This window comes from Flavobacterium sp. UBA6195 (assembly GCF_002422095.1).
Taxonomy (GTDB): Bacteria; Bacteroidota; Bacteroidia; order Flavobacteriales; family Flavobacteriaceae; genus Flavobacterium.
The window spans coordinates 14,939-34,108 of record NZ_DITB01000060.1; the positions used below are offsets into that span (position 1 = coordinate 14,939).

Annotated in this window: 16 protein-coding genes; 10 read left to right on the forward strand and 6 right to left on the reverse strand. The window is 31.9% G+C overall.

Annotation, left to right across the window (positions count from 1 at the left end; all coding sequences use genetic code 11):
* The first annotated feature begins 178 nt into the window (after nt 1-178).
* Nucleotides 179-616 (forward strand): GNAT family N-acetyltransferase, encoded by a 438-nt coding sequence (locus tag B4I81_RS05115; protein ID WP_291108402.1) that lies wholly within the window; start codon nt 179-181, stop codon nt 614-616.
* A 50-nt stretch (nt 617-666) separates the two neighbouring features.
* A complete protein-coding gene (locus tag B4I81_RS05120; protein WP_291108404.1) occupies nt 667-2,250 on the forward strand; it encodes a L,D-transpeptidase family protein in 1,584 nt (527 codons plus the stop codon).
* On the opposite strand, the gene B4I81_RS05125 is transcribed toward B4I81_RS05120, so the two are convergent.
* Nucleotides 2,239-2,970, reverse strand: coding sequence for a murein L,D-transpeptidase catalytic domain family protein (locus B4I81_RS05125; RefSeq protein ID WP_291108406.1), 732 nt, complete (start codon nt 2,968-2,970; stop codon nt 2,239-2,241). The two genes, B4I81_RS05120 and B4I81_RS05125, sit on opposite strands and share 12 nt — an antisense overlap.
* A 191-nt stretch (nt 2,971-3,161) precedes the next feature.
* Here B4I81_RS05125 and B4I81_RS05130 point away from each other — a divergent pair, with 191 nt between their 5' ends.
* The 6 genes from B4I81_RS05130 to B4I81_RS05155 all read left to right on the forward strand — a co-directional run bounded on the left by B4I81_RS05130 (nt 3,162) and on the right by B4I81_RS05155 (nt 12,364).
* Complete coding sequence (locus B4I81_RS05130; protein WP_291108408.1) at nt 3,162-5,570, forward strand: DUF5916 domain-containing protein; 2,409 nt, start codon at nt 3,162-3,164, stop codon at nt 5,568-5,570.
* An 83-nt stretch (nt 5,571-5,653) separates the two neighbouring features.
* The gene (gpmI, locus tag B4I81_RS05135) at nt 5,654-7,171 is read left to right on the forward strand and encodes a 2,3-bisphosphoglycerate-independent phosphoglycerate mutase (RefSeq protein WP_291108410.1); all 1,518 of its coding nucleotides are present in this window, start codon (nt 5,654-5,656) and stop codon (nt 7,169-7,171) included.
* A gap of 137 nt (nt 7,172-7,308) precedes the next feature.
* Nucleotides 7,309-7,980, forward strand: coding sequence for a TetR/AcrR family transcriptional regulator (locus tag B4I81_RS05140; RefSeq protein WP_291108412.1), 672 nt, complete (start codon nt 7,309-7,311; stop codon nt 7,978-7,980).
* Nucleotides 7,977-9,629, forward strand: a complete 1,653-nt coding sequence (locus tag B4I81_RS05145; protein ID WP_291108414.1) for a peptidase domain-containing ABC transporter — start codon at nt 7,977-7,979, stop codon at nt 9,627-9,629. The genes B4I81_RS05140 and B4I81_RS05145 overlap by 4 nt, the downstream gene beginning before the upstream one ends.
* 3 nt (nt 9,630-9,632) lie before the next feature.
* Nucleotides 9,633-10,976: an HlyD family secretion protein gene (locus B4I81_RS05150; protein WP_291108416.1), complete on the forward strand. Its 1,344-nt coding sequence runs from the start codon at nt 9,633-9,635 to the stop codon at nt 10,974-10,976.
* Complete coding sequence (locus B4I81_RS05155) at nt 10,976-12,364, forward strand: TolC family protein (RefSeq protein WP_414655087.1); 1,389 nt, start codon at nt 10,976-10,978, stop codon at nt 12,362-12,364. Before B4I81_RS05150 ends, B4I81_RS05155 begins: the two co-directional genes overlap by 1 nt.
* Before the next feature lie 52 nt (nt 12,365-12,416).
* Here the strand turns inward: B4I81_RS05155 and B4I81_RS05160 are convergent, their stop codons facing one another.
* Together B4I81_RS05160 and B4I81_RS05165 are read right to left on the reverse strand one after the other, a co-directional pair.
* Nucleotides 12,417-12,746, reverse strand: coding sequence for an RNA recognition motif domain-containing protein (locus tag B4I81_RS05160; protein ID WP_291108418.1), 330 nt, complete (start codon nt 12,744-12,746; stop codon nt 12,417-12,419).
* Nucleotides 12,747-12,967: 221 nt separating this feature from the next.
* Complete coding sequence (locus tag B4I81_RS05165; protein WP_291108420.1) at nt 12,968-14,245, reverse strand: acetyl-CoA hydrolase/transferase family protein; 1,278 nt, start codon at nt 14,243-14,245, stop codon at nt 12,968-12,970.
* 179 nt (nt 14,246-14,424) lie between these two features.
* On the opposite strand from B4I81_RS05165, the gene map reads away from it, so the two are divergent.
* The gene (gene map, locus B4I81_RS05170; RefSeq protein WP_291108422.1) at nt 14,425-15,243 is read left to right on the forward strand and encodes a type I methionyl aminopeptidase; all 819 of its coding nucleotides are present in this window, start codon (nt 14,425-14,427) and stop codon (nt 15,241-15,243) included.
* On the forward strand, nt 15,243-16,007 hold the full coding sequence (locus B4I81_RS05175; protein WP_291108424.1) for a class I SAM-dependent methyltransferase: 765 nt from the start codon (nt 15,243-15,245) through the stop codon (nt 16,005-16,007). The genes map and B4I81_RS05175 overlap by 1 nt, the downstream gene beginning before the upstream one ends.
* A gap of 36 nt (nt 16,008-16,043) precedes the next feature.
* On the opposite strand, the gene B4I81_RS05180 is transcribed toward B4I81_RS05175, so the two are convergent.
* From B4I81_RS05180 to nqrF, 3 genes are all read right to left on the reverse strand, one after another.
* Nucleotides 16,044-17,060: an FAD:protein FMN transferase gene (locus B4I81_RS05180; RefSeq protein ID WP_291108425.1), complete on the reverse strand. Its 1,017-nt coding sequence runs from the start codon at nt 17,058-17,060 to the stop codon at nt 16,044-16,046.
* Complete coding sequence (locus tag B4I81_RS05185) at nt 17,035-17,400, reverse strand: Na(+)-translocating NADH-quinone reductase subunit F (RefSeq protein WP_297869795.1); 366 nt, start codon at nt 17,398-17,400, stop codon at nt 17,035-17,037. Before B4I81_RS05185 ends, B4I81_RS05180 begins: the two co-directional genes overlap by 26 nt.
* 455 nt (nt 17,401-17,855) lie before the next feature.
* Nucleotides 17,856-19,148, reverse strand: a complete 1,293-nt coding sequence (gene nqrF / locus B4I81_RS05190; protein ID WP_291108427.1) for an NADH:ubiquinone reductase (Na(+)-transporting) subunit F — start codon at nt 19,146-19,148, stop codon at nt 17,856-17,858.
* Nucleotides 19,149-19,170 lie beyond the last annotated feature (22 nt).

Here is a 19,170-nt window from a genome sequence, read left to right on the forward strand (position 1 = left end):
CTACCAACTGAGCTACTTCCGCATAACAAAAGCGTTAACTTTTGTGGGTGCAAATATACTTTAAAAGTTTTGGTAATTGCAAATTTTTTTTGATATTTTTTTCAAAGCTATTGCACTAACTTTACCCTAGAATTAACGCTTTTCTCTAAAAGATTAACTTTTAATGAGTTATATAATTATGAAAATAAAAAAAATCAGTTCGGTTGAAACATATCCTGTGCGACATGAAGTTTTAAGAAAAGGAAAAACAATCGAAACTTGTCAGTTTAAAGGTGATGATGATGAAAATACTGTTCATTTTGGATTGTATTTAGAAGATAAACTCGTGGGAATCATCTCTGTTTTCAAAGAAAAAAATAATTTATTCTCAGAAACAAATCAATTTCAAATTAGAGGAATGGCGGTTGTTGAAGAATTTCAAGGTAAAGGACTTGGAGCCGAATTAGTAAAAGAAGCTGAAAATCATTGCGTTAATTTGAATGCCGATTTAATTTGGTTCAACGCAAGAGAAAATGCAGTTCCGTTTTACGAAAAATTAGACTATGAAATTATTGGCGATTCTTTTCTTATTCCCGATGTTGGCATTCATTTTGCGATGTACAAGAAAATACACTGAGAAGATTTTCAATAATTCTTCTTATATTTATATCACAATTGTTGCGCTCTATGAAAAAAATTACTTTTCTACTTCTTATTCTCTCTATCATTTCTTGTAAAAAGGAACCGTTGCCTATTGCATTTGACAACAGCATTATTAAAGATACCGTTTTAAATGTAATTATTAGACCTGTCCATCCTGACTTACTTTCGGAAAAATCAGATAGTTTGAAATTGTATTATCAAAAAATGAACTTTCACGAAATTTGGTATTTAGATGAAAACCGAAAGGATTTAATTAAAGAGATTAAGTTTTGCTATCAAGAAGGTTTGAATCCTGAAGATTATGAAATTAATATTATTGAAGATTTAGAAAGCAAAAGAGCGAAATTAAACGATGAAGAGATTGTAAAATATGACATTCTACTTACCGAAACCTTTGAAAAATTAGCCAACCATCTTCACAAAGGAAAATTAAATCCAAAAGAATTATATACCGATTGGGATTTAAAACCAAAAGAAATAGCTCTTTCTCCATTATTAGAAAAAGGGATTAAAGAGAAAATTATCGCTTCAACTTTTAAGGATTTAAAACCAAATCATATTGTTTACCAATTACTTAAAAAAAGTCTAGTTGAAATTGATAAATTCCCAAACGTTACTTTTGAAAGAATAAGCACAAAAAACAAAATTGTTATAAACGACACTTTACCTGAAATGGTAAAAATCAAAAAACGTTTAGCCTATTGGAAAGATTACAAAAACAAAGATAGCATCATTACTTGGGCTTACGACACTTTGACTTTTAAAGCAGTAAAACGTTTTCAAGCACGTCATGGATTAGCTCCTGATGGCGTTATCGGAATTGGAACACTAAAAGCTTTAAACACTACAAAAAGTGAACGAATAGAGCAAATTTTCGCGAATTTAGAGCGTTGGCGTTGGTATCCATCTGATTTAGGTGAGAAATATTTGATTGCCAATATTCCAGATTATATGTTGCATTATGTAAAGAATAATGATACGAATGCTTCCCATCGAATTGTGGTGGGAACTCCAAAAAGAAAAACTCCAATTTTGAGTTCCAAGTTGTCCAATTTTGTTTTTAATCCAACTTGGACTATTCCGCCTACTATTATTAAAGAAGATTTAACTCCGGAAGCATCAAAAAACCGAAATTATTTTCCATCAAGAAGACTAACCATATACAACAGTCAAGGAAAAGAAGTTAGTCCGTATGAATGGAATCCAGCTAGAGCCAACAATTATAAATATGTACAAAAACCAGGTTATAATAATTCTCTAGGCTTGGTTAAATTTAATTTTGCCAATCGTCATTCTGTTTATTTACACGATACCAATCATCGCGATTATTTTGTGAAAACGTATCGTTCATTAAGTTCTGGATGTGTACGAGTTGAAAATCCATTGGTTTTAACCAAACAAATATTAACTGAAATCAATCCAGAAAAATGGAGCGGAGGCGAAATTGATTCCATTCTGAAACAAGAAAAAACAAAAACAGTGTCTATTAAAGACACTGTGAATGTATATTTGTTTTATTGGACGAGTTGGATTGAAAATGACAAACTGCAATTTAGAGATGACATTTATGAACTCGATAAAGTCCTTTTTCAAAAACTACGAAACTAACTTAGATTTCACTATATAGTTTCTTGATGGGTGATAAATAAAAATACAAGATTTACCTTTGATTGTTTGAATTAATTCTTTGTGAATTTCGTAAGGAACAGCAGGACAACCTTGACTTCTTCCTAATCTTCCCGTATTTTTAATAAACGATTTGCTTACATAATCAGCTCCGTGAACTACAACTGCTCTATTTCTAGCGTTGTCGTTAATTCCATATTCCATTCCGTCTAAACGTAAAGACAAACCGTGTTTGCCAGTGTAAGTTTCTCCTGTTACATAAAACCCCAAACTACTTTTGAAAGATTCGCTTGCATTAGAAAAATCAGTTGCATATTCAGAACCCGAATTTCTACCGTGAGAAACTAACGATTTTAAAATTACTTTTTGGGTTTTCATATCAACAACCCACATTCTTTCTTGAGATGAGGACAAACTAAAATCAACTATAGTTAAAATTTCATTTTGAATTTTTCCCAATTGCTTTAATTGCTCATATCCTTCAAAAGCAGCAATGAAACTTTCAAAAGAAGGTAAAGAAAAACCATTTCCATCAATCACTGAATAAAATGATTTTGTTTTAGCTTCAAAAGTTGCTTTCGCATTTGCGGCAATTAATTTTGGATCAGTAGATTTAACTTCATTCTTAGTATTTTCTGCTGTATTTAAAGGCTTAAACGAAAAAACAAAAAATAAAATTAGGGGTAAAAATCTGTAAATCATTGTTAATCTTGTAGTTGTATTATTATTGTAATGGGTCAAATATATTTATTATTTTTAAACCTACAAACTATCAAGTGTTTTTTATCGAAAATTTTAACCTTTAGTCGATTATTCTCACAAAAGTTAAACATTATATAAAAAAAATAGACATATTAAGGTAATACAATATTTTTGCAATCAAAATTTATTACATGACAAACAAATTCGGCATCACTATATTCATTTCCTTAACAAGCTTTCTTTTGTCGTTTTCACAAACAAAAAAAAGTGTATCTACAAAGAAAACAACTGAAAACATTTCAATTGATGCTGAATTAAACGAGGCTTCTTGGAAAGATGCTGAAATTGCAACAGACTTTGTTTCTTTAGAACCTAAAAACGGCACACCTATTCCCGAAGAATTTAAAACCGAAGTTAAAATACTGTATTCTGATAATGCAATATATGTAGGAGCAAAATTATTCGATCCAAATCCAGAGAAAATTTTAAAAGAGTTAGTAGAGAGAGACGAACTAGGAACCTCCGATTTTTTTGGGATTTTTATAAATGGTTACAACGATGGTCAGCAAGAATTTAGATTTTTCGTTACTGCTGCCAACGGACAAATCGACACCAACTTTACTTCTGCGGAAGGTGAAGATGGTTCTTGGAATGCCATTTGGGAAAGCAATGCAAAAATTACCGATTTTGGTTATGTGGTTGAAATGAAAATTCCATACGCCGCATTACGTTTTCCTGAAAAAGACAAACAAACTTGGGGACTTAACTTTTTTAGAGAAGTTAGAAGAGAACGTCAAAAATACACTTGGAGTCCTATTGATAATAAAATTGGAGCCATTTCGCAACAAGCCGGAATTTTAACTGGAATCGAAAACATCAAAACCCCTACCCGATTGTTCTTAATACCTTATTCTTCCTTTTATCTTTCAGGAAGTGATGCTCAAAAAACCAAAGACGAATTAAAAGGCGGATTAGATGTTAAATATGGAATTAATGATGCTTTCACATTAGATGCGATTTTAGTTCCCGATTTTGGTCAAACTAAATTTGATAATGTAGTTTTGAATTTAGGACCATTCGAACAACAATTTAACGAAAACCGACCTTTCTTTACAGAAGGAACTGACTTATTTAGTAAAGGGAATTTATTGTACTCGAGAAGAATTGGACAAACCCCAGATTTGAATTTAAACATAGCTGCAAATGAATCGGTAGCGTATCCCGGAGCTGTAAATTTATTAAATGCAATGAAAATTTCGGGGCGTGATAAAGATGGTTTAGGAATTGGTTTTCTTAATGCAATCACTGAAAAAACAATGGCTACGGTTTCAAATGACGATAATGATAATACAAGACAAATTGAAGTTTCGCCTTTGACAAATTACAACGTAATGGTTTTTGATCAACGATTTAATCAAAATTCATCGGTAACTTTCATCAACACAAATGTTACACGAAACGGAAGTTTTAGAGATGCCAACGTAACTGGATTATTATTTGATTTGAATAATAAAACCAATACATACAATCTTTCTGGAGGATTAAAATCAAGTAGTATTAATGATGTTGAAAATAAAAACGGTTATAACGCATCGTTATATTTTGCAGAAACAAACGGAAAATTCAGATATAGTTTCGGAGGCGAATACATGTCAAAAGATTTTGAAATCAACGATTTAGGAATTAATTTCAGAACCAATTATTATTCGTTTTCTGGAAACACCAACTTTCGTATCCTAAACCCAAATAAAACTTTCAACACCTTTAGAATTAACCTAAATTCTTACTTTGAATTCTATACGCCTACAAACCAAATTCAAGCTAGTAATTTCAATGTTAACTTAAATTCTACAAACAAGAAAAATCATTATTTTGGTGCAGGAATTAACTTTAACCCTTTCAAAAATTACGATTATTACGAACCGCGTGTTGCTGATAGGTATTTCGTAAATCCTACAAATGTTGGTGGATTTTTATATTTTTCATCGAATTACAATTATAAATTTGCTTTAGACATCAATCCCTATATAACCCACGTTATAAAGCAAAACAGATATGAAGCAGGGATAAATATTAGTCCAAGATATCGATTTAACGACAAATTTTCTTTATCATACAGTTTTGATTATTTCAGACAACAAAATGATATTGGTTTTATTGATTTTGAAGATTCAAATATCATTTTTGCTAGAAGAAATAGAGATACTTATACCAATTCAATATCGAGTAAATTTTCGGTAAGCAGCGTGATGAATTTTAATTTATCGGTTAGACATTATTGGTCTTTGGCCGAAAATAATAAAATCAACAACTTAAATGAAGATGGAAGTTTAGCGCTAAACACCACTTATACAGGCAATAAAAACTCAAACTTTAGTACTTGGAATTTAGATTTAAGTTATTCATGGTGGTTTGCTACAGGAAGTCAAATGTCGATTTTATACCGAAATAATGCTGCAACTTTTGACAGAACTATTAATAAAAATTTCAATTCGAATTTCTCTAGTTTATTACAGGACAATTTGAATCATATTTTATCAATAAGCGTTCGTTATTTCATCGATTACAATCAAGCTAAAAACTGGATTAGAAAAGGATAAATCACTTAATCGTTTTCGTAATTTTAAGTTACTTTTTCAATTAGAAATTTACCAATTGTTTATCTTTGTACAAACACACAAAAATGAACAAAAAAGTAATTTTAATGATATTGGACGGTTGGGGAAAATCGCCCGACCCTAAAGTTTCTGCAATAGACAACGCCAACACGCCTTTTATTGATAGTTTATATACGAAATACCCAAATGCCCAACTTCGCACTGATGGTTTAAACGTAGGTTTACCCGAAGGTCAAATGGGAAATTCTGAAGTAGGCCACATGAACCTTGGCGCTGGAAGAATCGTTTACCAAGATTTAGCCAAACTAAATTTAGCGGTTGAACACAAAACCATGAGTCAAGAAAAACCACTTGTAAATGCTTTTGATTATGCCAAAAAGAACAACAAAGCCATCCATTTCTTAGGATTGGTTTCCGATGGAGGTGTGCATTCGCATACATCACATTTAAGAGGTTTAATTGATGCTGCTCAAGAAAGTGGTGTTCAAAAAATGTTTGTTCATGCCTTTACTGATGGTCGTGATGTGGATCCGAAATCGGGAGCGAAATACATTTCTGATTTAGAAAATTATCTTCAAAATACCAATGCCAAATTAGCTTCTGTAATTGGAAGATACTACGCAATGGACAGAGATAAACGTTGGGAAAGAGTGAAATTAGCTTACGATTTAGTAGTAAATGCAGAAGGAAATCACTCAAAAAATGCGGTTATGACTATCAACGAAAGTTATGCAAATAATGTAACCGACGAATTTATTCAACCGATTGTGATGGTGGATGAAAACAACAATCCAGTTGCGAAAATTCAAGAAGGTGATGTGGTGATTTTCTTCAATTTCAGAACCGATAGAGGAAGAGAATTAACCGAAGTTTTATCGCAAAAAGACTTCCACGAATTCAACATGCACAAACTGAATTTGTATTATGTAACGATGACCAATTACGATGAAACCTATGAAAATGTCCACGTAATTTACGACAAAGACAACATCACAGAAACACTTGGTGAAGTGTTAGAAAAAGCCAATAAAAAACAAATTCGTATTGCCGAAACCGAGAAATATCCTCACGTAACCTTTTTCTTTTCTGGCGGAAGAGAAGAACCTTTTGTAGGCGAAACGCGTATTTTGAAAAATTCTCCAAAAGTAGCCACTTACGATTTACAACCCGAAATGAGTGCCTACGAACTAAAAGATGCTTTAGTTGAAGAACTTAAAAAAGGTGAAGTTGATTTTGTTTGTTTAAACTTTGCAAATGGCGATATGGTGGGTCACACAGGTGTCATGGAAGCCGCAATTAAAGCTTGCGAAGCCGTTGATGTTTGCGTAAAAGAAGTGGTTGAAACCGCTTTAGAAAACAATTACACCACAATAATCATCGCCGACCATGGAAATTGCGAAACGATGATTAATCCAGATGGTTCGCCAAATACAGCACACACAACAAATCCAGTTCCAATTATTTTAGTTGATAAAGAATTAAAAAATATTCAAAATGGTGTTTTGGGCGACATCGCTCCTACTATTTTAGATTTAATGGGAATTGAAAAACCAGCAGTAATGACTTGTAAATCATTATTATAAATAACGACTCAAATAAATTTAAAAAAGAGATTCATTAACTTGAATCTCTTTTTTTTATTCAACAAATGTAAATTAAAAGTTAAACTTTTATAAATTAATAGTATTACTATTATATTTGCATTCATAAATATTATGTTATGCAAAATTTACTATCAAATTTAAAAATAACCATTAACGAAAAGTTATATGTTAAAGATCCTGAAACTTCAGAATTAGGACTTAATATCCTAAAAAATAGCATTATACTAATTGATGAAATTGGCTTTGAAGCATTTACTTTTAAAAAATTAGGTGAGAAAATTCAGTCTAATGAAAGTTCAATTTATCGTTATTTTGAAAACAAGCATAAACTATTGGTTTATCTAACTTCATGGTATTGGTCTTGGATAGAATATCGAATGGCGTTTGCTACAACCAATGTTTCAAATCCGATAGAAAAATTGGAAAAAGCAATTAAACTAGTTACCGAAAATGTAGCAGACGATAATGCAACTCCTTATATCAATGAAGAAATTTTAAGCCGAATTATCGTTGAGGAATTTACAAAAACCTTAATGACTAAAGAAGTTGACAACGAAAACAAAGAAGGTTTTTTCTTAGTATATAAAAGAGTTATCAATCGGATAATTGATATTATAAAAGAAGTGAATCCAGAATATCCTTACGCAAAAAGTTTAGCTTCAAACATTGTAGAAGGAGCGCTGCATCAACATTTTTTAAAAAATCATTTAAAAACTATTACCAACTTATCTGAGAAAGAATGCGCAACCGAATTCTACACAGATATGGCTAAAAAAATACTACTATGACACCATTAAAAAGATTCAAAAACCTCATCTTAATCGACAAACAAGACATTTATCAAATCTTCTTGTATTCTATTATCGCTGGATTAATCAGTTTGTCGTTGCCTTTGGGAATTCAATCAATTATCAACTTTATTCAGGCTGGAAAAGTTAGCACTTCTTGGATAATCTTAGTTGTTATTGTAGTTGTTGGTGTAGCCTTTGTAGGTTTGTTAAAAATAATGCAATTTCGAATCACAGAGAACTTACAGCAAAAAATATTTGTGCGCTCGTCATTTGAATTTGCATATCGTTTTCCAAAAATAAAATTCAATGAATTACACAATCAATATCCACCAGAATTAGCGAATCGATTTTTTGATACGTTAACGGTTCAAAAAGGATTTACTAAACTTTTATTGGATATTTCTGGAGCTGCTTTGCAAATATTTTTCGGTATTATTTTACTTTCTTTATATCATTCCTTTTTTATCTTTTTTGGCCTTATACTTTTGATATTATTGTATTTGATTTTCAAAATCAACTTCAATATAGGATTAGAAACCAGTTTAAAAGAATCGAAGTACAAATACAAAATTGCACATTGGTTACAAGAAATTGCTAGAAATCATTTAAGTTTTAAAAGCAATTCTATTTTTAATTATTCGCTACACAAAAACGATAAACTGGTTAATGAATATCTGAAACAAAGAGAAAGTCATTTTCAGGTTTTAATGAAGCAATTTGTTCAACTAACGGGTTTTAAAATTTTAATCACTGCTGGTCTATTAATAATTGGAGGGTTATTAGTAATCAATCAACAAATGAACATCGGACAATTTGTTGCAGCTGAAATTATCATTTTGAGTATTATTGCAGCGGTTGAAAAACTGTTTTCTGGATTAGAATTGTTTTACGACGTATTAACATCTTTAGAGAAATTAGGTTCGGTTGTGGATATGGAGTTAGAAGAAGATGTTCAAAACTCAAATTATTTAGTCGATAAAAACAAAATAACGATTGAAACAGAAAACGTTTCTTTTTCATATCCAAAATCCGATAAAGAAATACTAAAAAACATCAATTTATCGATTGAACCAAAACAAAACACCTTAATTTTAGGTGAAAATGGTTCTGGAAAAACAACTTTAATTCGTTTGTTAGCGCGATTAATTGAACCAACATCGGGAAGTATTTTTATCAATAATACCAATTATAAAAAATATTCTTCAGATGAATATCGCTCTAAAATAGGAATTATTACAGCTCAGGAAATGCCTTTTGAAGGAACCATTCTTGAAAACATCACATGTAATAATCCTGAAATTAAAATGGAAATGGTATTTGAATTAGTAGAAAAATTAAAACTTACCGAAGCCATAAAAGCGCTACCAAAAGGTTTAGATACCCCAATTTCATCTGAAGGAAAACAAATCAATTCATCAACAATACAAAAAATTGTATTAGCTCGATGTATCATCAATGAACCGAAACTATTGTTCTTAGAAAACCCTTTAGACAAATCTGACGAACAAACTTGTAAAGAAATCATTGATTTCTTGAGTGAAGAAAAACATCCATGGACACTCGTTGTTGCAAGTAAAAACAATTATTGGAAACAAATTTGTAAGCAAACCATTCTTTTGGAAAAAGGTGAAATTAAATCCATTTAAGCCATGCTAAACATTACAAAAAATAGAATTGATCAATTCGTAAAGTTAGAGCAATTCAAATCAGGACAAATATTCAAAGAACAAAAGCATTACAAAGTAATTCGAAAGATTATTTGGGCATTTGTAATTATTTGTGCTTTATTTCTTTTTCTTCCATGGACACAAAATATTCAAGGAACAGGAAATGTAACCACTTTAAAGCCAAATCAGCGTCCACAAACCATTCAAACTATTATTGGTGGCCGAATCGAAAAATGGTACGTAAACGAAGGTGATTTTGTTAAAAAAGGTGATACTATTTTGTTTATTTCCGAGATTAAAGAAGATTATTTAGATCCAAATTTGATTGAAAATACAGGAAATCAAGTAAAAGCTAAAGAAAATGCAGTTACTTCTTATGCTGATAAAGTAAAAGCATTAGAAGCTCAAATGGGCGCAATTCAAAATGAAAAAAATCTGAAATTAAAACAAGCGCAAAACAAATTAAAACAGTCGTATTTAAAAGTACAAAGTGACAGTATTGATTTTGAAGCAACAAAAACACAGCTTAAAATTGCTAAAACCCAATATACACGTTCTGTAAACTTAAACAAAGAAGGTTTAAAACCAATGACCGATGTGGAAGAAAAACGTATGAAGTTACAAGAAACCGAAGCAAAAATTATAACGCAAGAAAACAAATATATTGCTAGTAAAAACGAGGTTTTAAATGCTACAATGGAGCTCAACAGAATTAGCGCTGAATATGCGGAAAAAACTGCAAAAACTAGTAGCGACAAACAAACTGCTTTAAGTTCACAATTTGATACAGAAGCACAGGTAAATAAACTTAAAAACCAATATAAAAACTATCAAATTAGAAATGGATTGTATTACATTACTGCTCCACAAGATGGTTATGTAAACAGAGCTTTACAATCTGGAATTGGTGAAACCATTAAGGAAGGGACTGCTGTTGTAAGTATTATGCCAGCAAAATATGATATAGCTGTTGAAACTTACATTGAACCGATGGATTTTCCATTAATTAACAAAGGAGAAAAAGTAAGAGTTTGGTTTGATGGTTGGCCTACAATTGTTTTCAGCGGATGGCCTGATGTTTCTTACGGAACTTTTGGAGGAATAATTGTTGCCAAAGAAAATTTCATTAGTCCAAACGGAAAATACCGAGTGCTAATTGCTCCCGACCCGAAAGATAAAAAATGGCCAAAGCAACTAAGCATAGGAGCTGGAACTCAAACTTTAGCATTACTAGACGATGTGCCAATTTGGTTTGAAATTTGGCGAACTCTAAATGGATTTCCTCCTAATTTTTACCAACCTGCAACAGAAAACACTAAAAAATAATGAAATCGAGACTATTTTATATCTTCATTTTCATTTGTAGTTCAATGAATTTATTTGGGCAAAATAACCCAACAGAATTCACGTACAATGAATTTTTAGGTTATGTAAAAAAATACCATCCATTAGTAAAACAAGCCGATTTAAAATTAAACGAAGCCCAAGCTAATTTAATGCAAGCGCGAGGTGCTTTTGATCCAAAAATTGAAGTAGATTTTAATGAAAAACAATTTAAAGACAATGAATATTACTCTATTTTAAACAGTAGTTTTAAAATTCCTACTTGGTACGGAATTGAGCTTAAAGCCGGATTTGATAATGCTGAAGGAATGTATGTTAATCCTGAAAACACATTACCAAATAGTGGATTAACCTCGTTTGGAATCTCAATTCCTGTTGGACAAGGATTATTCATTAATCAGCGAATGGCTGATATTAGAAAAGCGAAAATTGCACAAAATTTAAATGCGGCCGAACGTAATTTACAAGCAATTGAAGTTTTGTATGAAGCTTCTATAAGCTATGCAAACTGGAAAAGAGCTTTTGAAGAAGTAAAATTATATGAAAATTACCTTGTTAATGCGTCAAATCGATATAAAGGAATTGAAAAATTAATCTCAGAAGGCGATAAACCAGCAATTGACAGCATTGAAGCAGGAATTGTTGTAAAAACAAGATTGTTAAATTTAGAAGACGCTAAATTAAAACTTATTAAGGCGAAGTTAGAATTATCAAACTATTTATGGTTAGAAAATAATGTCCCTTTAGAATTAAAGGATGATTTAATACCCGAAATTACATTATCAAAAACGATAAAAGAAGTTTTACAGATAAATGAATTAAGAACAATTGATTTAGACAATCATCCAAAAATTCAAGCTTTAGATGCTAAAATTGCAATGCTAAAAGTGGATCGAAAATTAAAAGCAAATGCGCTTTTACCCAAGTTAGATTTGAGTTACAATTATTTATCAGAACCCAGTTATATTGACAATTATCGTTTTGAAGATTATAAAATTGGTGTAAATTTTTCGTTTCCAATATTTTTACGAAAAGAACGCGGAAGTTTAAAATTATCCGATTTAAAAATTCAGGATTCAGAATTTGGGCTACAATTTGAACGAAAAAATTTGGAAAACAAAATCAAAGCACAACAGCAAGAAATTGTTTCGCTTCAAAAACAGCAAGATTACAATGATAAATTAGTAAAAGATTTTACCACATTGCTAAACGCAGAAGACCGTTTATTTGAAATGGGAGAAAGTTCTTTATTTATTATTAATTCTAGAGAGAATTCATTGGTGAGTTCACAAATTAATGAAATTGCTCTTGAAAATCGCTATTTGAATGCTGTAATCGGATTATATAAAACATTGGCAAATCCACAATAAATAAAAAAACCTTCGCAATGCGAAGGTTTTTAATTTTATATCCAAAAAAATATTAGTAACGACCTCTGTTGTTATCTCTATTGTTCGAATAACCACCTCTACCACCTGAATTACGATCGAAGCTTCTTCTTTCGCCTTCTGGTTTTGGTTCAGATTTGTTAACTACGATTTTTCTACCTTCGATAGTTCCACCGTTTAATTCGTCGATTGCTTTTTGAGCCTCAGCATCATTAGCCATTTCAACAAACCCAAATCCTTTACTTCTTCCGGTAAATTTATCTGAGATAATTTTAACTGATTCTACAGCTCCATACTCTTCAAAATAACCTCTTAAATCTGCTTCCTCTACACTGAATGGAAGACTTCCTACAAAAATGTTCATCTATGAAAAATTTAATTCCTTACAAAGGTAGGCTATTTAATGTTGTTAAAAGGTTAAAGTTTGGTTTATTTTCAAAAACAACCCATTTTCGCTAAAAATTTCAAAATCAAAAAGTTAGTTTTTTAAAATATTTTCAATTTCAGACCGTTTATATTTAAAAATTTTTTATAAAAAGAAAGACAACCTTTCGATTGTCTTTCTTTTACTAACTCTAAATTATTCTACTTATGCAAACCAATCATTTCATAATAAGAACGCTCAATGGTTTCTTGATGGTTAGGGTGTGCAATTTTGACTAACTCTGCAACTCTTTGTTTTAGTGTTTTTCCATATAAATCAGCAATACCGTTTTCGGTAATGATGTAATGAGCATGTGCTCGAGTTGTTACCACTCCTGCTCCTTGTTTTAAATAAGGCACAATTCTACTCTCACCTCTTTTCGTAATCGAAGGTAAGGCGATAATAGCTTTTCCACCTTCACTTAATGATGCTCCTCGAATAAAATCCATTTGACCACCAACTCCAGAATACATAGTGCTTCCGATAGAATCCGCACAAACTTGACCAGTTAAATCTACTTCTATAGCAGAATTAATAGCCACCATTCTTGGATTTCTACGAATTCGAGCCGTATCATTTACCATTGAAGATTCCTTCATTTCGATAAACGGATTATCATCCACAAAATCATACAATCGTTTTGATCCCATTAAGAAAGTTGCTAAAGCTCTACCTCTTAATGTTCCTTTATAATTACAGTTTATGACATCGTTTTCTATCAAATCGATAACACCATCGGAAAACATTTCGGTGTGCAATCCTAAATCTTTGTGATTCGTTAATTTACTCAATGCCGCATTTGGTATCGAACCAATTCCCATTTGAAGAGTACTTTTATCTTCAATTAAAGAGGCTACATAAGCACCTATTTTTTCTTCCTCAGCAGTAAATGGAGCCACATCGTGTGCATAAATAGGTAAATTTACATCTACTAAATAATCAATTTCAGAAACGTGTAAAATCCCATCACCAAAAGTTCTTGGCATTTGCGGATTTACTTGAGCTACAACTATTTTTGCATTTTCAATTGCCGCTACCGAAGCTTCAACCGAAACCCCTAAAGAACAATATCCATGACTATCAGGTGGTGAAACGTGTATAAATGCTACATCTAATTTCACTACATTTTTTCTAAACAATAAAGGCAATTCACTTAAAAAAACCGGAGTGTAAGAACCGTTTCCTGCTTTTAAAGTATGACGAACATTAGCACCAATAAAAAAGGAATTTACGTGAAAACTTTCTGCTAATTCAGGATTAGCATAAGGCGCATCACCTTCTGTGTGTAGATGACATAGTTCTACATTTCTAAGCTCAGATGCTCTATCTGTTAACGCTTTTGTTAAAATTGTTGGCGTAGCAGCTGCTGCCTGAACGTAGACCCTATCGCCACTTTTTACTACTTGTACAGCTTCCGCTGCGGTTACATATTTTCCCATACCTAATGAAATTTATACTGCAAAATTATGCTCTAATTTAGGGATAAAATATGACAATTCTCATATTTAGTTACAGGTTTTGGGTTAATGGCAATAAGCTATTCCAATTTAAAATTGAATTATGAATTTGTACTTATAATTGAACTTGAATTCGTACTTTTGCTTCGAAATTTTGCATTATGATTGTAATTAAAACTCTTGAAGAAATCGAATTGATGCGCGAAAGTGCTTTAATTGTTTCAAAAACGTTAGGAATGATTGCTAAGGAAATTAAACCTGGCGTAACTACTTTATATTTAGACAAATTAGCAGAAGATTTTCTTCGTTCGCACGGAGCAGAACCTGCATTTTTAGGCATGTATGGGTTTCCGAATTCGCTTTGTATGAGTCCAAACACACAAGTAGTTCACGGCATTCCTAATAATATTCCGTTACAAGATGGCGATATTATTTCGGTAGATTGTGGTGCTTTTAAAAATGGTTTTTATGGCGATCATGCGTACACTTTTGAAGTAGGTGAAGTAGCTCCAGAAACTAAAAAACTACTTCAAGTTACTAAAGAATCGCTTTACGTTGGAATTCGTGAAACTAAAGTGGGTAATCGTGTAGAAGATATCGGACATGCAATTCAACAATACTGTGAAAGTCATGGTTATGGTGTGGTTCGTGAATTATGCGGACACGGTTTAGGTAGAAAAATGCACGAAGATCCAGAAGTTCCTAATTACGGAAAACGCGGTCGCGGAAAAAAATTAGTCAACGGAATGGTTATCGCAATTGAACCGATGATTAATATGGGAACCAAAAACATCAAACAACATAAAGACGGTTGGACCATTACCACAGCTGATGGAAAACCAAGTGCACACTTCGAACATGATGTAGCAATCGTTGACGGAAAACCTGAATTATTATCCACTTTTGCTTACATCTATGAAGCTTTAGGAATTGTAAGTAATGAAGAAGATGGATTGAGACAAAAACCTTTAGTGCTGTAATGAAAAAATTATTCAAGCTTATATTAAACACCATTCCTCGCCCGATATTAATTCGTTTGAGCATTGTGGTGCGTCCGATTTTAGCTTTTTTATTAAAAGGAAATCGTTTTACAGATCCAATTGATGGAAAAAGCTTTCGTATGTTTTTACCTTACGGATATGGAACACAGCGAAACAACGTTTTATCGCCAAGTACGCTTTCTTTAGAAAGACATCGTTTGTTGTGGCTATATTTACAAAATGAAACCGATTTTTTCACTGCTCCAAAAAAAGTATTACACTTTGCACCGGAACAAGAATTTTACAAACGTTTTAAAAAACAATCGAATTTAGATTACACTACTACCGATTTGTTTTCACCATTAGCCGATGTAAAAGCTGATATTTGTAATTTACCTTTTGAAGATAATTCTTATGATATGATTTTGTGTAATCACGTTTTGGAACACATTCCGGATGACACAAAAGCGATGCAAGAATTATATCGCGTTTTAAAATCCGGGGGAATGGGCATCTTTCAAATCCCACAAGACTTATCAAGGGCGACTACTTTTGCAGATGATTCGATTACCGACCCAAAAGAAAGAGCAAAAATCTTCGGTCAATACGATCACGTAAGGGTTTATGGAAGAGATTACTTTGATAAACTAAGAAGTATTGGTTTTAAAGTAAATGAAGTAGACTACACCAAAACAATTGCTCCCGAATTAGTAGAAAAATATTGTTTATCAAAAGGAGAAATTATTCCGATTTGTTATAAATAAAGAAAAAGGCTTTCACATTGAAAGCCTTTTTCTTTATTACTCTTTAATTATAGATTTGAAATTTTCTGTTACGAATCGTTGCATTTTATTATCTGAATCTGAATATAAAAGCATTACATGCAATTCTGGATGTTTTTGTAAAAACACCTTACTTTCTTCTAAACTCATTAACATAAAAGCTGTAGCATAACCATCAGACAAACCAGATGATTTTGATAAAACGGTTGCACTTAACACATTGTTTTTTTGAGCCAATCCTGTTTTTGGATTGATGATGTGAACAAACTTCTTACCGGTTTTTTCATCAATCATTACTTTTCTATAATTCCCTGAAGTTGCCATTCCTAAGTTATCTAAATTCACTTTGGAAATTAACGTGCGTTCTTCTGGTTTTTGTAAGGGATCGTCGATTCCTACTACCCAGTTCTTGTTGTCGATTGTGTTTTTACCTAAAGCAAATAATTCTCCTCCTATTTCTACAATCGCATTTTCAATTCCTTTCGCTTTTAAATAATTCACAACCACATCTACCGAATATCCTTGAGCGATTGCATTAAAATCGATGAAAGTTTCTTTATACTTTTTTGATATGGTCTTATTTGCATTTAAAGCAATCTTATCAAAACCTACAAATTGCAACAAACTATCGATTTGTTTTGGAGCTAAATCTTGATGCTTTTTATTGGGACCAAAACCATAAGCGTTTACTAAAACACCAATTGTTGGGTCGAACAAACCATTCGTTTCTTTATAAATCTGATTTGAAAGCTGGAATGTTTCTATAAAAAAATCATCTACAACAACTGTTGAATCTCCAGCATTTATTTTAGAAATTTTAGAGTCTGGTCGATACGTGGAAAGCGATAAATCAAAAGCTGTTAACAACGAATCTATTTGATTTTTAGTTACTTTTTCTTCAGTTGAAATGTATTTTATAGAATACGTACTCCCTTGTGCATCGCCTTGAATGGTGTAAAAATCTATAGTTTTAGTACATGAAGTAAATAAAATTGCTACAATTAGAAAACTACAAAATCTCTTTAATTCCTTCATAATGTAAAATATAATCTTGATTTTTTAAAATCGGTTTTTCGAAATCTTCTGCGTTGGCAAAACCAACTCCTGCATACAACACTTTAGCTTTTTTCTCTTTGGCATGACTGATGAAGGTTTCCATGAAAACCACATCGTATTCCGCAGGATTATCTGGATAAGTTACCGCTTGTACCATTACAAAATGCAACGTATTCGTAGGTTTATCAACACAAACAAATTGTGGATGTTTTTTCAACTGGCTGTTAATGGCGATGAACTCAAATCCTTGTTTTTCGAGTTCTTTTCCCACGTGATTCATGGCCAAATGATGTAAGTCTTGTAGTGATAATGATTCCATGATACAAAGGTAGTAAATGATTAAATAGAAATAAATAATTACATTAATTACTTATTTTGACAACTGTATTAAAATAATTAATGGTATTAATAACCACAAAACTAAATTTAAAACAAAATCCTTTACTGATACAATTTCAACTTTTAATTTATCTTTTTTAGAATTGAAAAACTTAAACACTAAGAATAACCAAACAAATCCAATTGGATAAAACCATAATTTATTTATTGTAGAATCTGAAGAAAAAGCATAGGCTTTAAATCCAAAAAATTTAACTAAAAGAAAAAAATGAATTAATTGCATAATAAAAACCAAGCCTGATGCATTAAAAACAGGGTCATGATTTTTTTTAGAAAGAAAGAAACTATATATTTTTCTGAATATAAATGTATACATGTAGCAAAATTAAAAAAACCGACTCATTTCTGAATCGGTTTTGATATATAAAATTTGGATTAACCTCCGAAGTCGTCGAAACGAACATTTTCTTTTGGCACACCCCAATCGTCACACATTTTTACAACTGCGTTATTCATCATTGGTGGTCCACAGAAATAGAATTCGATATCTTCTGGTGCATCGTGTAATTTCAAGTGGTTATCGATAACTACGTTATGAATAAATCCTACGAAACCATCACCTTCTCCATTTGGTCCATCTTTTACTTTCCAGTTATCTTCAGGTAAAGGTTCCGATAACGCGATATGGAATTTGAAGTTAGGGAAATCTTTCTCCAAAGCTCTAAAGTGGTCAACATAGAACAATTCACGTTTAGAACGTCCTCCGTACCAATACGTAACTTTTCTTCCCGTTTTAACTGTACGGAATAAGTGGTACAAGTGCGAACGCATTGGCGCCATACCAGCTCCTCCACCGATGTACAACATTTCTGCATTAGACTCATTAATGAAGAACTCTCCATAAGGTCCTGAAACAGTTACTGTATCACCCGCTTTTCTTGAGAAAACGTATGAAGAAGCAATCCCTGGGTTTACTTTCATCCAATCGTTTGTAGCTCTATCAAATGGAGGCGTTGCAATACGAACGTTCAACATGATTTTTCTACCTTCTGCTGGGTAAGAAGCCATAGAGTAAGCTCTTTCAACCAATTCGTTATTTTTCATAACTAATGGCCACAATTTGAATTTATCCCACTCTAATTTGAATTTCTCTGGTTCCCCCGGATGTTCTATTGGGTGAGCAGTAATATCAATATCTGTATATTTTACCTCACAAGCAGGAATTTCAATTTGGATATAACCTCCAGCTTCGTAGTGCATATCTTCTGGTAACTCAACGATAAATTCTTTAATGAAAGAAGCTACGTTATAGTTAGAATATACTTTTGCCTCGAATTTTTTGATACCAAAAATTTCTTCTGGAACTTCGATTACCATGTCTTGTTTAACTTTAACTTGACATCCTAATCTCCATCCTTCTGCTAACTCTTTACGCGTAAAGTTAGGTATTTCTGTTGGTAGAGGTTCTCCACCACCGTCTAATACTTTACATTTACACTGTAAACAAGAACCTCCACCACCACAAGCTGATGGTAAAAAGATTTTATTATTACCTAAAGTAGTTAAAAGTGTACTACCTCCACCTACTTCAATTTCGTTTTCGCCGTTAATTTTAATCTTTACAGCACCTGAGTTTACTAATTTAGATTTTGCATATAATAGCATAAACACCATTAGTAAAATAAGCGCTAAGAAAGCTAAAATCGAATATGTAATTAATTCAAACATAATTTCAATTTTTAATGTTATA

What these genes read in the sequence shown, in the direction of transcription:
- B4I81_RS05115 (WP_291108402.1), top strand. Translation starts at nt 179, where the DNA reads ATGAAAATAAAAAAAATCAGTTCGGTTGAAACATATCCTGTGCGACAT.
- B4I81_RS05120 (WP_291108404.1), top strand. Translation starts at nt 667, where the DNA reads ATGAAAAAAATTACTTTTCTACTTCTTATTCTCTCTATCATTTCTTGT.
- B4I81_RS05125 (WP_291108406.1), bottom strand. Translation starts at nt 2,970, where the DNA reads ATGATTTACAGATTTTTACCCCTAATTTTATTTTTTGTTTTTTCGTTT.
- B4I81_RS05130 (WP_291108408.1), top strand. Translation starts at nt 3,162, where the DNA reads ATGACAAACAAATTCGGCATCACTATATTCATTTCCTTAACAAGCTTT.
- gpmI (WP_291108410.1), top strand. Translation starts at nt 5,654, where the DNA reads ATGAACAAAAAAGTAATTTTAATGATATTGGACGGTTGGGGAAAATCG.
- B4I81_RS05140 (WP_291108412.1), top strand. Translation starts at nt 7,309, where the DNA reads ATGCAAAATTTACTATCAAATTTAAAAATAACCATTAACGAAAAGTTA.
- B4I81_RS05145 (WP_291108414.1), top strand. Translation starts at nt 7,977, where the DNA reads ATGACACCATTAAAAAGATTCAAAAACCTCATCTTAATCGACAAACAA.
- B4I81_RS05150 (WP_291108416.1), top strand. Translation starts at nt 9,633, where the DNA reads ATGCTAAACATTACAAAAAATAGAATTGATCAATTCGTAAAGTTAGAG.
- B4I81_RS05155 (WP_414655087.1), top strand. Translation starts at nt 10,976, where the DNA reads ATGAAATCGAGACTATTTTATATCTTCATTTTCATTTGTAGTTCAATG.
- B4I81_RS05160 (WP_291108418.1), bottom strand. Translation starts at nt 12,746, where the DNA reads ATGAACATTTTTGTAGGAAGTCTTCCATTCAGTGTAGAGGAAGCAGAT.
- B4I81_RS05165 (WP_291108420.1), bottom strand. Translation starts at nt 14,245, where the DNA reads ATGGGAAAATATGTAACCGCAGCGGAAGCTGTACAAGTAGTAAAAAGT.
- map (WP_291108422.1), top strand. Translation starts at nt 14,425, where the DNA reads ATGATTGTAATTAAAACTCTTGAAGAAATCGAATTGATGCGCGAAAGT.
- B4I81_RS05175 (WP_291108424.1), top strand. Translation starts at nt 15,243, where the DNA reads ATGAAAAAATTATTCAAGCTTATATTAAACACCATTCCTCGCCCGATA.
- B4I81_RS05180 (WP_291108425.1), bottom strand. Translation starts at nt 17,060, where the DNA reads ATGAAGGAATTAAAGAGATTTTGTAGTTTTCTAATTGTAGCAATTTTA.
- B4I81_RS05185 (WP_297869795.1), bottom strand. Translation starts at nt 17,400, where the DNA reads ATGGAATCATTATCACTACAAGACTTACATCATTTGGCCATGAATCAC.
- nqrF (WP_291108427.1), bottom strand. Translation starts at nt 19,148, where the DNA reads ATGTTTGAATTAATTACATATTCGATTTTAGCTTTCTTAGCGCTTATT.